Genomic DNA, 12,399 nt, shown 5'->3' on the forward strand with positions numbered 1-12,399 from the left:
ACATGGCCCACGGCAGTAAAGGCCGTGGGCTATTGCCGATCAATGCTTTTTGCGGTTGCGGCGCATATCGATAGTCACTGCCGCGACGATAATGATGCCTTTGATAATATCCTGCACGTAGGCGTCGACGCCGACAAAGGTAAACCCGCTTTTTATCAGGCCGAGGATCATCGCGCCGATTAAGGTCCCGGTGATGCGCCCTACCCCGCCCATCAGGCTGCTGCCGCCGATAACCGCCGCGGCGATAGCATCCAGCTCGTAGGACATGCCCATGCTCGACTGCCCGCTGCTGACGCGCGCCGCCAGCACCACGCCCGCGAGGCCGGAGAGCGCCCCGGCGATGGCATAGACGATCACCAGGTATTTATTCACGTTGATACCGGAGACCTTGGCCGACGTCATGTTACCGCCGATAGCGTAAACGTATTTACCGTAGCGGGTATGCTTCAGGGCGATATGGAACACCGCGGCGACGACGAAGAAAATAATCACCGGCATCGCCCCCTGGCCGATGGCGGTAAAGCTGTCGGATAAGAAGCTGATGGGGTTGCCCTGAGTGTAATACTGCGCCAGACCGCGCGCCGACACCATCATCCCAAGCGTCGCGATAAACGGCGGGATGCCGGTGCGGGTCACCAGAAAGCCGTTGGTTAAGCCGCACAGCAGGCCGACGCCGATGCCGGCGCCAATCGGGATAATCGCCGGCATATTAACCAGCGACGGGAACATCGGCGACAGGCTATCGGAGGTTTGCGCAAGGCTTGCCGCCACCACGGCGGCGAGAGCGATCACCGAGCCGGAGGAGAGGTCAATGCCGGTGGTAATAATGACCTGGGTGACCCCGACGGCGATAATACCGATAATCGCTACCTGTAAAACAATTAATATCAAACGATTGGTGTTTAATAAAAAGGACTGGTCGCGGACGTACCAGCCGGCAATTTCAAAAGTCAGGGCAATCACCAGCATGACGATAAATATCCCGGTATCTTTCGGCAGCCGGTGGCGTAATTGCCCAAAGAAAGAGGGTTTCTCAGTGATCGGGGTCGCCGTTATTTTCATATTGCTCATTCTCTGTGCCTCAATGGGATGCCAACGACAAAATGGTTTCCTGGTCGGCGTCCTCTTTATCGAGGATGCCGGTAATACGCCCTTCATGCATGACCATTACCCGATCGCTCATCCCGAGAATCTCAGGCAATTCTGAAGAGACCATAATCACCGCCACGCCGCGGTTGGCCAGCTCGCTGATCAGATGGTAAATTTCCGCTTTCGCCCCGACGTCGATTCCGCGCGTCGGCTCATCGAGAATCAGTATTTTCGGCTGGGCCAGCAGCCAGCGGGCAATCAGTACCTTCTGCTGATTACCGCCGCTGAGGTTATTAATAATCTGATCCATGGTGGGGGTTTTAATATTCAGGCGGCGGATCTGCTCCATGCAGTCTTCGGCCATTTTGAGGTGCTGAACAAAGCCGGTTTTACCGATATATTCCGGCATTTTAACGATGCTCATATTCTCCAGCACCGACAGCACGAGAAACAGCCCGGACTTTTTCCGGTCTTCCGTCAGCAGCGCCATCCCTTTCTCAATCGCCGTTGAAGGTGAATCAATATTGACCGGCATCCCATCAATCAGCACTTCGCCGCTATCCGCTTTCTCCATGCCGAACAGGCTCTCCATCACTTCGCTGCGCCCGGCCCCCACCAGCCCCGCCACGCCGAGGATCTCGCCGCGGCGTACGCTAAAGTTGATATCGTGAAAGGCCCCCTTGCGCGACAGGTTGCGGACGGTCAGCACCTCTTCGCCAATGGCGTTATTGAACTTGGGAAAGAGCTGGGTGAGCTCCCGGCCGACCATCTGGGTAATCAGCGACTGGCGGGTAAACTCAGTCGTCTGTTTACTCCCGACCCAGGTGCCGTCGCGAAATACGCTGATCTCATCGGTAATCGCAAAAATCTCATCCATTTTATGGCTGATATAAATAATGGCTTTTCCCTGCTGGCGTAAATCGCGAATAATGGTAAACAGATGCGCCACTTCGCTCTCGGTTAACGCCGAGGTCGGCTCATCCATAATCACAATATCCGCGTTCCACGAAACCGCTTTGGCAATTTCCACCATCTGCTGGGAGGCGATACTTAACTCTCCCACCAGCCGGTCGGCGGATAGCCGGATATTCAGTTTATCCAGCAGATCCTGCGTCTGCCGGGCAAGCTGGCGATGATCGACAAAACCGTATTTCATCGGCTCGCGGCCGAGCCAGATATTTTCCGCCACCGTCATATGCGGCACCAGGTTCAGCTCCTGGTGGATCATCGAGATCCCGGAGCGCAGCGCGTCCATGGTATCCTGAAACTGGACCCGCTCCCCTTTAACGCGGATCGCGCCCTTATCGGGACGGTAGATCCCGATAAGGCATTTCATCAGCGTGGATTTTCCGGCGCCGTTTTCGCCCATCAGCGCGTGCACCGTCCCCGGGCGCACGCGTAATGAGACGTTGTCGAGCGCCTTCACGCCGGGGAAGAATTTGCTGATCCCTTCGGCTTCAAGTGCAAAAGCGTTCATACTTCACCTCCGTACCCTGAGCGACTATTTCTGGTTGCGATTGACGAACTCAGCCATGTTGTCTTTGGTGATCAGCTGGTAAGGGACATCGATGATCTTTTCCACTTTCTCGCCGTTGGCCAGCTTAATGGCGGCATCCACCGCGCCTTCGCCCTGCCCTTTGGCATCCTGGAAAATCGTGGCGATCATTTTGCCGTTTTTGAGCATTTGCAGGGCATCGGGCGTCCCGTCCACGCCGGCAATCAGGATATGGTTCGGGTTTTTACCCAGCGCCTGCAGCGCGCCGATCGCCATTTCATCGTTGTTGGAGGCGATGGCCTGAATATCTTCGCCGCTGGTCATCCAGTTGCTGACCACGTCAACGGCGTCGTTACGGGTAAATTTAGCGGTCTGCTTCTGCACGATTTTGATATCCGGGTACTTCGCCACCACCTCTTCGACGCCTTTGGTGCGGTCACGGGTCGATTCATTCGCCAGGTCGCCGAGCAGAATGGCGACGTTACCTTTGCCGTTCATCGCTTTGGCTAACGCTTCCATCTGTAAGCGCCCCGCCAGCACCGAGTCGGAGCCGACGTAGGCCATTTTGTCGGTCAGCTGCGCCTGCGGGCGGCGGTTAACAAAGATCAGCGGAATGCCCGCTTTGGTCGCCTGGTCCATAATCGGTTTGACCGCGTTGGTATCCACCGGGTTGACGATAATCGCGTCGACGCCCTGACCAATAAAGTTCTGTACCTGCTGTAGCTGCTGGGAGACGTCGCCTTTGGCATCTTCCACCTGCGCCTTAACGCCGTCTTTTTGCATCTCTTTTTGCATTGCGGTGCGCAGAATCGTCAGGAAGTTGTCATCGAATAGCGCCATCGAAACACCGACCGAAATATCTTTCGCCATCACGACCGCTGGCAGCATGCAGGCTATCAAAGAGGCAACAACCGTTTTCTTGATGTTCATAGTTGATCCTTTATTTTCAGGTGCATCGGTTAGGTAAGGTAAAATGAAAAAATAGTTTCATTAATCGTGCGCTAAGCGCCTGCTTTTTCAGCTTTTCGAAAAAACGACCCACGCGCTGGCGCATTTTTCAGGGGTGATCGAAATCACAAAATTCAGTTGTTTTAAAATGGTTTTTTGAAACATCAGTCCATTTGCCGCGTAAGAAAAATTCCAGACCATTTATTTCATTAACAAAGCATATGAAACTTTTATAAGTAAATAACTGAAATGAAAATTTTAAAACCACGTGTTAACAGAACTTTGACACACATCTAACATTGACGCATAAACGCGCAAAAAATGAGAGGCAGGCGACGGTTTGCCACGCGGCGCGGCGATAGCGATAGCGGTTTGAAACGGGGTATCAGATACGGTGTAAAAGGAGATATTGTCACGCGGACCGCGAACGTTCAGTCGACGTTTTCAGCGCTGTAAAGGATAAATTCGACCTTGCCGTCGCTTAAGAGATGCGGCTGGTAGCCGGTTTCCAGGTGACGCAGGGCCAGCTCCACCGCCAGGCGGGCGTGCTGATGGGCGTGTTGATCGATCGTCAACGCCATTCCGCCCTGCGCCAGCTGTTCACGGGTGGTGCGGTAACGTTCATGGGTGATCCAACAGCACTCGCCGTAGCGGCGGTGGCGAGACAGCGCCTGCGCCACCTGCGTGTTGCCCAGACCGGTATTGTAGATGCCCACCACGTCGCGGTTGCGGCGCAGGGCCTCTTCCAGCAGGCGGTCGATCCGCTGCCGGTTGTCCTCCCCCGCCAGCACATCGCCGAGCTGCAGATGCGGAAAGCGCTGGGTTATCACCTCGCGGAATCCCTGAATACGCAAACGATGGGCGCTGAAGTCCTGGCGTCCGCTGAGCATCAGCACTTCTCCAGGCCGATGCGCCATTAATCCCATCATCCTGCCTGCGGTGCGGCCAGCCTGCTGCTGATCGATGCCGACGTGGCAGAGCCTCTGTGCGCCGGGCAGATCGGTAACCAGCGTAATCACCGGCACGTTCGCCTCGCGGCACTGGCGCAAAGCCTCGTAGACCAGCGGATGTTCGTTGCCAAAGACAATCAGCGCATGGCGTTTTTTGCTGCTGCGGATAATGCTTTTCGCCAGCTTTTCCGGCGCGGACTCCGCCACCAGCGTACGGTGCAGCGTCAGTCGGCGATAGCCAAGACTATCCGCCACGTCGGCGAAATCCTGCGTCAGGCGGGTGAAAAAGCGCGAATCGTTACCGCTGAGAAACACTTCTATTTGCCACGGTAGACGACGCTCTTCCGGCAGAATGCGCTTCAGCCCGGCTTCCCGAGCGGCCTGCAGCACCCTGCGCGTGGTTTCCGGCGACACGCCGCCGCGTTCGTTAAGCACCCGGTCAACGGTTGCCACCCCCACGCCAATCCGTTTAGCCAGCGCCTCCAGCGACATGCTTTTCATCGTTTTCCCCATGATGGAAATCCATCAAAACGCCTGTGTCGGTCAGTGTAGCAAACGGATTACTTTGGCAACGCTGAATCCCTCTTTCTGGAGAAAAAAATGACCTGCATTCGTTTTGCCTTGTTGGGCAGCGGTTTTATCGGCCAGGTTCACGCCGCCAGCCTCGCTCGCCATGAGCGAACCGTTCTGTCCATGGTGGCTGACGCCGACCCCGAGCGGGCGAAAGCGCTGGCTTCCCGCTACGACGCGCGGGCGGTAACCGTCGCCGAGGCCATCAGTAGTGACGCCATTGACGCGGTACTGATCGCCAGCTCGACGCCTTCACATGCGGCGCTGCTGGAGGCCGCCGCCCGCGCCGGGAAAGCGATCTACTGCGAAAAGCCAATCGATCTTTCGCTGGCCCGCGCCCGCGAGGTCGTCGAGAAAGTGCTGCCGCTCGGGGTACCGGTGACCGTTGGCTTTAACCGCCGCTTCGACGCCAGCCACCAGCAGCTGCGCCGGGAGATCGAGGCCGGGGTGATTGGCAAAATTGAACTGGTGCAGATGGTGTGTCGGGCATCGGTTATGCCGCCGCTGGAATATCTGCGCAGCTCCGGCGGCCAGATGCGCGACCAGGCGATTCACTTCTTTGACCTGCTGCGCTTTCTTACCGGCGATGAAGTGACAACCGTCGCCGCCATGGGAGATGCGCTGGCGCTGGCGGAAATTGCTGAATTCGACGATGTCGATACTTCCATTCTGATGCTGCGGATGCGCGGCGGCGCGCTGGCGCAGCTGGACAACACCCGGCGCACCGGCCACGGCTACGATGAGCGCATTAGCCTGCTTGGCCCGGATGGCGTGCTGGAGTCCGGCAGTCAGACAACGCGTGGCGTCACGCTGTGGCAGGGAGAGCGCCGCATTCAGCCCGGCCTCTACCCGGACTGGTTCAGCCGCGTCGAGGGGTCGTACTACGCGCATCTGGATGCTTTTGTCCGCTCGCTAGGCGGAGAAGAGGTGGCGGACCTGCCGGGGCTGCTGGACGGCCTGCGGGCGCAGGCCATCGCCGAAGCCGCTGTGCTCTCGCTGCAGCAGGGACAATTTGTCAGCGTCGAACCGCTGGCGTAAAAAAGCCCCGTATGCGGTCGGCATACGGGGCCGCTTCACTTAGCGCTCTTCGTTAAATACCACGCCAATCTGCCGCCGCACTTCATCCATCACGCTCAGGTTTTCCAGTACCCTGGCCAGCGGGCGGATCGGCGAGTCCGTCAGCCCCTGACCGACGCACCAGGCAAAATGCTCGGCCTGATAAAACAGCTGGTCGTAGCGGTTGCGCGGCTCCTCCCAGCGCAGCACCTGCCCGCCCTGACTGGCGGCGAGAGTAAAATTCCCCGGCGCGTAGAACTGTCCGTCGAGGGTAAGGGTCGCATCGCGCCCGGCCACCACCGCGCCGCCCGGCGTGTTGCTGAACAGGGTGGTGTTCAATAATCCCTGGAGGCCCTTTTCCCAGTTAAACAGCATCGAAATCTGCCCGTTGACGCCTCTTTGGGCGGGACGCCCGCGGGCGATAATGTCCTGCGGCACGCCGCCAACCATCACGCAGAATGAGGTCAGATAGCTGCCGAGATCCATCATCGGCCCGCCGGCGAGATCGGCATTAAAAATGCGATGATCCGGAGTAAAGAACTCGCCGTGATCGGCGAGCAGCGTGTGCAGATCGCCCAGTACGCCGTCCTCCAGCAGCTGGCGAATCACGTCATACTTCGGCGCGTAGTCGCACCACATCGCCTCCATCGCCAGCGTCCCCTGCTTCATGGCCTCCGCTTTCAGCGCCGCGCCTTCCCGCCGGTTCAGCGCAAACGGCTTTTCAATCAGCACATGTTTGCCCGCCCGCAGCGCCCGCAACCCGTCGGGAAAGTGGTGGTTATGCGGGGTGGCAATGTATACCGCGTCAATATCCGGGCGCGCCAGCATCTCATCCACCTGAGCGTAAGCCTGCGGGATCCCCCAGCGGGCGGCAAAGCTGTCGGCCTTTTGCTGCGTGCGCGAGGAGACGGCAACCACCCGCTGGTGGCTGAGCTCTTTTAACGATTTCACAAAGCGCTCGGCAATCCAGCCGGGGCCAATAATGGCCCAACGCAGCGAGGGGATCGCCGAGGCGGCGGGATGGCGCGGTTTTGGTAACTGTGACGGGAACATAGCGGCTCCTGATTTTATTTTGCCGGGGAGAGACACTATAAGCAGGCGCAGAGGAGGACGAATAACGAATTTATGATGGAATTCCATCATCGACATAGTGCTTGTCAAACGCGCGGGAGTCGCGGATAGTCCGGGCAGTTCATCACTATCAAGGAGTCAGAGATGTTGAAAAGTTCGTGGCGTAAAAGCGCCCTGATGGCCGCCGCCGTTCCGCTACTGCTGGCGAGCGGTTCATTATGGGCCAGTGCCGATACTCTCCAGCAGAAGCTGGCTGATTTAGAAAAACGTTCCGGCGGTCGGCTGGGCGTTGCGCTGATTAACACGGCAGATGATTCGCAGACCCTCTATCGCGGCGACGAACGTTTTGCCATGTGCAGCACCGGTAAAGTGATGGCCGCCGCCGCGGTGTTAAAACAGAGCGAAAGCCATCCCGATGTGGTGAATAAAAGGCTGGAGATTAAAAAATCGGATTTAGTGGTCTGGAGCCCGATTACCGAAAAACATCTGCAAAGCGGAATGACCCTGGCGGAACTCAGCGCTGCGGCGCTGCAGTATAGCGACAATACCGCGATGAATAAGATTATCGGTTACCTTGGCGGGCCGGAAAAAGTCACCGCATTCGCCCAGAGCATCGGTGACGTTACTTTTCGTCTCGATCGGATGGAGCCGGCGCTGAACAGCGCGATTCCCGGTGATAAGCGCGATACCACCACCCCATTGGCGATGGCCGAAAGTCTGCGTAAGCTGACGCTGGGCAATGCGCTGGGCGAACAGCAGCGCGCCCAGTTAGTGACATGGCTGAAAGGCAATACCACCGGCGGGCAAAGCATTCGTGCAGGCCTGCCCGCAAGCTGGGCGGTCGGGGATAAAACCGGCGGCGGAGATTACGGCACCACCAACGATATCGCGGTGATCTGGCCGGAAAATCATGCTCCGCTGGTGCTAGTGACCTATTTTACCCAACCGCAGCAGGATGCGAAAAGCCGCAAAGAGGTGCTAGCCGCGGCGGCGAAAATCGTGACCGAAGGGCTGTAGCCCGGGAACAGGTTCGTGCTGCAACACTCTGCGCTTTGTTTTCCCGGTAGCGCTGCGCTGTTCGGGCTACGGGTTCATCGCCATCTGCGGACCGGTAGCCCGGACAGATGCGCAGCATCGCCTCCGGAACATTCAGCCACTCTGCGCTCTGCTCCCGGGGGCGGCGCTCAACGCGCCTTGCCCGGGCTACGGGTTCACCACCGTCTGCGATCCGGTAGCCCGGACAGATGCGCAGCATCGCCTCCGGGACAGCCTGAATAGACAGCCGCCAAATATTAGTCGGTAATTTTAAACGTCAGCGCATAGGCGCTGGTTTTCCCTTCATCACGCGCGCCGCCCATCTGATATACCCGCACCGTATATTTCCCGCTGACACCCAGACGCTGCTCAAAAATATCGCCGCTCATCGAACCGTTAAAAATCGCGTGATTATCCGGGGTAATCACATTAAAAAAGGGATGCGGCCACTGGCTGTTCATACCGATATGCATCATCTGGCCGGCTTTCGCCTCCAGCGTATAGTCATTAACATCGTCGCCGGTCACGGTGCTTTTTATTGTCGTGCCGTTGCTGCCTTTATCAAAATGAATGGTATTGCTGTTTATATTATCACTTGCCATTGATAATACTGACGTTAATAAGTAACTTGCACAGATCACGCCGCCAACAATTAATTTTATTTTTTTCATTTAATTAACACCTTATGTTTTTTATGCGCGCTGTTATAGCACATAAGGTGCCCGGAGTAAGCTTATTCGCCATATCGCTCGCCGGGATAAACGGGTCGAAATTAAGGCCCCCGGCTTAAATAAATAAGGGGGCCTGGTTTCTGCATGATTTATTTCTGCGGACGCATTGCCGGGAACAGGATCACATCGCGGATGGTGTGGCTGTTAGTAAACAGCATCACCATACGGTCGATACCGATACCCAGGCCGGCAGTCGGCGGCAGGCCGTACTCGAGCGCGGTGACGTAGTCTTCGTCGTAGAACATCGCTTCATCATCCCCCGCCGCTTTGGCGTTGACCTGATCCTGAAAACGCTGGGCCTGGTCTTCCGCGTCGTTCAGCTCGCTAAAACCGTTACCGATTTCCCGTCCGCCGATGAAGAATTCGAAGCGGTCGGTAATTTCCGGGTTCACGTCGTTACGGCGCGCCAGCGGCGAAACTTCCGCCGGATACTCGGTGATAAAAGTCGGCTGGATCAGATGCGCTTCCGCCACTTCGTCGAATATTTCGGTGACGATACGCCCCAGGCCCCAGCTTTTCTCAACGTGAATGCCGATGGATTCCGCCAGCGCTTTTGCCGCATCGAAGTTATCCAGATCCGCCATCTCGGTTTCCGGACGGTATTTCTTGATCGCTTCGCGCATGGTCAGTTTTTCAAACGGCTTACCGAAATCGAACACCTGATCGCCGTACGGCACTTCGGTTTTACCCAGTACGTTCTGCGCCAGCGTGCGGAACAGGGATTCGGTCAGTTCGATCAGATCTTTGTAATCCGCATACGCCATATAGAGTTCCATCATGGTGAACTCTGGGTTATGGCGCACGGAGATACCTTCGTTACGGAAGTTGCGGTTGATTTCGAACACCCGTTCGAAGCCGCCGACCACCAGCCGTTTCAGGTACAACTCCGGCGCGATGCGCAGATACATATCCAGATCGAGCGCGTTGTGATGGGTGATAAACGGACGCGCGGAGGCGCCGCCGGGGATCACCTGCATCATTGGCGTTTCGACTTCCATAAAGCCGCGCGCAACCATGAACTGACGCATGGTCGCCAGGATCTGCGAACGCACCTTGAAGGTGTGGCGCGACTCTTCGTTGGAGATCAGATCCAGATAGCGCTGACGATAGCGCGCTTCCTGATCCTGCAGGCCGTGAAACTTGTCCGGCAGCGGGCGCAACGCTTTGGTCAACAGACGCAGCTCGGTGCAGTGAATGGAGAGTTCACCGGTCTGGGTTTTGAACAGCTTACCGCGGGCGGCGATGATGTCGCCGAGATCCCATTTCTTAAACTGTTCGTTGTAGACGCCTTCCGCCAGATCGTCGCGCGCGACGTACAGCTGAATGCGGCCGCCGACGTCCTGTAAGGTGACAAAGGAGGCTTTGCCCATAATCCGGCGGGTCATCATACGGCCCGCGACGGAGACCTCGACGTTCAGAGAGATGAGCTCGTCGTTTTCCTTACCATCAAATTCCGCATGGAGCTGGTCGGAAGTATGGTCACGGCGAAAGTCGTTCGGGAACGCCACGCCCTGCTCGCGCAGCGCGGCCAGTTTTTCACGACGGGTTTTCAATTCATTATTAAGGTCAATTGCCTCATCGGCACCTTGTGCTTGTTGTTCAGACATGTTGGTTCCTCATAACCCTGCTTGCAAACTTGCTTCGATAATTGAACCAGGTCACTCTCTAGCGCGGCCTGTTCCGGCGTCGACGCCAAAGAACAATCTTAACGAACCTGGTTTCACTTCCGGCTGAATTCACTCAACCATCGTTTCACTAACGATTTTTTGTCTTCGGCTTCCGCGCCCGCCAAAATATCCTCCTCCTGTTCCGTAAAGGGTGCAAGGAGCGGCTTGTCGCTCCGCTGTTGGGCTGCCGATCCCCGGCTCGCGGCGTAAACGCCTTAGCCGGGCTACCAGGCAGCACGATTTTGTCGCCCCGGTAAGCGCAGCGCGACCGGGGAGATATCCCGGTAACCCGCACCTGTCGCCAGACGGGGCTAGACGCCGCCGCCGGGAAGCTCACCGGCGGCAGCGCGACGCCTACCGACGCTGAACGCGGCGGCGAAGGCGACGACGACAATCACCGCCACGCAGCCCAGCGTCCATTCGCCCATCTGGGCAAAGAAGTGCTGATACGCGGCAATCGCCGTATCGCTGATTTGCGACTCGGTGGTCTGCTGCGCCACCACGCCCGCCAGCCAGTTGGCTACCGCACCGGTGGCCAGCATATAAATCCCGGTCAGTACCCCGGTGACGCCGGGCATATTGAGGCGGGTAATCTGCGCCATCGCCACCGGGTCGATAAACAGCTCGGCGAAACCCATTAGCGCCAGGCCAGCCACCATCATGCCCATCGATGCCTGCCCCTGTGCCGCGCCATGGCGCGCGTTAAGCGCCAGCAGCATAAAGCCGCAGCCCATCAGCACCAGGCCAAAGGCGAACTTCAGCCACACGCGCAGCGCCGAGCGGGTCGCGCCTTCCGGCCGCATCAGCCACGCCAGCACGACGCCCGCCGCCATCACCGCCACGGCGTTAACCGACTGGAACAGCGCAGTCGGCACCTCAATATTCACCAGGCGACGATTAACAAAGTGGTCAATGAACAGACTGATTGAACTCCCGCCCTGCTGCGCCAGAACCCAGAACAGAGTCCCGGTCAGCATCAGCAGAACGATTTGCCACAGCGCGCGGCGATGCTCCGGCGATTTGACCATAATGCGCGCCACCATCTGGGCAGCGAAAACGCAGACGATCGCCAGCAGGTAGCCGGACCAGTTATTCTCCAGCAGCAGCGTGAAAAACACCGGCGCAACGCAGAGCATCACCACCAGCCAGCCCCAGGTCGGCAGCACAAATTTCACCGCCTGCAGCGCCTGTTTATCGACGCCGCGCGCGTGGCGGAAGTAGCGACTGCCGCTGAGGAAAATCATCAGGCCGACAAACATACCGATTCCCGCCAGCGCAAAGCCGATATGCCAGCCGTACCACTGCGCCGCCAGCCCGCAGGCGATAGGCGCGGCGATGGAGCCGACGTTCCCGGCGGCGTACAGCAGCGAAAAACCGCCGTCGCGGCGAGGGTCGTCAACGGCGTAGAGTTCGCCCAGCAGGCAGCTGATGTTGGATTTGAACAGGCCGTAGCCGCAGATAATGATCGCCAGCGCGAGGTACAGGCTCCAGGTGGAATCGGATTCGACGCCCAGCACTACGTGGCCAAGCGTCATTAATAGCGCGCCGGCAATCACCGCCGTGCGGTTGCCGAGCAGGCGGTCGGCAAGCCAGCCGCCGAGAATAGGAGTGACGTACACCAGGGAGGCGTAGGCGCTGAACAGGCTGATGGCGTGGCTGTCATCAAAGCCGAGTTGATGGGTGAGATAGAGGATGAGTAAGGCACGCATGCCGTAAAAGCTGAAATATTCCCAGATTTGGATCGCAACGATGTAATAAATCGCGCGCGGCTGTGAGGGTGTTTTCAT

Annotated in this window: 10 protein-coding genes; 2 read left to right on the plus strand and 8 right to left on the minus strand. The window is 57.7% G+C overall.

Going from position 1 to position 12,399, the window contains the following annotated elements; genetic code table 11:
* Positions 1-39: 39 nt before the first annotated feature.
* The 4 genes from EGY08_RS07825 to EGY08_RS07840 all read right to left on the minus strand — a co-directional run bounded on the left by EGY08_RS07825 (position 40) and on the right by EGY08_RS07840 (position 4,983).
* The gene (locus EGY08_RS07825; RefSeq protein ID WP_170873311.1) at positions 40-1,062 is read right to left on the minus strand and encodes an ABC transporter permease; all 1,023 of its coding nucleotides are present in this window, start codon (positions 1,060-1,062) and stop codon (positions 40-42) included.
* A gap of 19 nt (positions 1,063-1,081) precedes the next feature.
* A complete protein-coding gene (locus EGY08_RS07830) occupies positions 1,082-2,566 on the minus strand; it encodes a sugar ABC transporter ATP-binding protein (RefSeq protein WP_123828375.1) in 1,485 nt (494 codons plus the stop codon).
* A gap of 24 nt (positions 2,567-2,590) precedes the next feature.
* Complete coding sequence (locus EGY08_RS07835) at positions 2,591-3,514, minus strand: sugar ABC transporter substrate-binding protein (protein ID WP_004848507.1); 924 nt, start codon at positions 3,512-3,514, stop codon at positions 2,591-2,593.
* Positions 3,515-3,963: 449 nt separating this feature from the next.
* Positions 3,964-4,983 carry a LacI family DNA-binding transcriptional regulator gene (locus EGY08_RS07840; protein ID WP_123828376.1) on the minus strand — a complete coding sequence of 340 codons (1,020 nt, stop codon included), beginning with the start codon at positions 4,981-4,983 and terminating at the stop codon, positions 3,964-3,966.
* A gap of 99 nt (positions 4,984-5,082) precedes the next feature.
* Between EGY08_RS07840 and EGY08_RS07845 the strand changes: the two genes are divergently transcribed.
* Positions 5,083-6,090 (plus strand): Gfo/Idh/MocA family oxidoreductase, encoded by a 1,008-nt coding sequence (locus tag EGY08_RS07845; RefSeq protein WP_123828377.1) that lies wholly within the window; start codon positions 5,083-5,085, stop codon positions 6,088-6,090.
* Between the two features lie 39 nt (positions 6,091-6,129).
* On the opposite strand, the gene EGY08_RS07850 is transcribed toward EGY08_RS07845, so the two are convergent.
* Positions 6,130-7,161: a Gfo/Idh/MocA family protein gene (locus EGY08_RS07850; RefSeq protein ID WP_004130124.1), complete on the minus strand. Its 1,032-nt coding sequence runs from the start codon at positions 7,159-7,161 to the stop codon at positions 6,130-6,132.
* Positions 7,162-7,323: 162 nt separating this feature from the next.
* Between EGY08_RS07850 and EGY08_RS07855 the strand changes: the two genes are divergently transcribed.
* Entirely contained in the window at positions 7,324-8,196 is an 873-nt protein-coding gene (locus EGY08_RS07855) for an extended-spectrum class A beta-lactamase OXY-4-1 (protein WP_004130122.1), read from the plus strand.
* A gap of 275 nt (positions 8,197-8,471) precedes the next feature.
* Here the strand turns inward: EGY08_RS07855 and EGY08_RS07865 are convergent, their stop codons facing one another.
* The 3 genes from EGY08_RS07865 to dtpD form a co-directional block, all read right to left on the minus strand.
* On the minus strand, positions 8,472-8,885 hold the full coding sequence (locus EGY08_RS07865; protein ID WP_123828378.1) for a DNA breaking-rejoining protein: 414 nt from the start codon (positions 8,883-8,885) through the stop codon (positions 8,472-8,474).
* Positions 8,886-9,034: 149 nt separating this feature from the next.
* Complete coding sequence (lysS, locus tag EGY08_RS07870; RefSeq protein WP_123828379.1) at positions 9,035-10,552, minus strand: lysine--tRNA ligase; 1,518 nt, start codon at positions 10,550-10,552, stop codon at positions 9,035-9,037.
* Positions 10,553-10,923: 371 nt separating this feature from the next.
* A complete protein-coding gene (gene dtpD, locus EGY08_RS07880; RefSeq protein WP_004130114.1) occupies positions 10,924-12,399 on the minus strand; it encodes a dipeptide permease DtpD in 1,476 nt (491 codons plus the stop codon).

The sequence above is a fragment of the Klebsiella sp. FDAARGOS_511 genome (assembly GCF_003812845.1).
Taxonomy (GTDB): Bacteria; Pseudomonadota; Gammaproteobacteria; order Enterobacterales; family Enterobacteriaceae; genus Klebsiella; species Klebsiella grimontii.